General features: G+C 52.9%; 1 protein-coding gene. It reads right to left on the bottom strand.

What is annotated here, in order from left to right; all coding sequences use genetic code 11:
• Window positions 1-314 (bottom strand): hypothetical protein (locus tag CVH10_RS26725; RefSeq protein ID WP_219924847.1); only part of this gene is annotated, 314 nt, incomplete at both ends.

Here is a 314-nt window from a genome sequence, read left to right as displayed (position 1 = left end):
ATGTCGGATTTCTGAGGAACCAAATCTGCCCTCGGTTCCAAACTCACGGTCAAGACAGTCCAAATCCAGAGACGTTTCCGCGTCCGCCCCCCTGGCTGAACGACCGACATAAGCTGAAGCATTTTCGTTTGGCCTCCGAACTGGCCAGTCACACAGCCCATCATACAGCGGACGCAACTGCTCCCGATTCAGACGGGGCGGATACTCGGCATCTACTGCCGCTGAAGCATTTGAAGACATGGAAAGAACCATGCCTGCAACGCTCCCCACAATCATGAGAAATAAGCGGGTCACTTCCATCACAGTTGAATATT

The sequence above is a fragment of the Halomonas sp. ND22Bw genome (assembly GCF_003011945.1).
Taxonomy (GTDB): domain Bacteria; phylum Pseudomonadota; class Gammaproteobacteria; order Pseudomonadales; family Halomonadaceae; genus Halomonas; species Halomonas halophila.
Note: the sequence above shows the minus strand (reverse complement) of the source record. Positions and strands in the feature narration are given on the sequence as shown.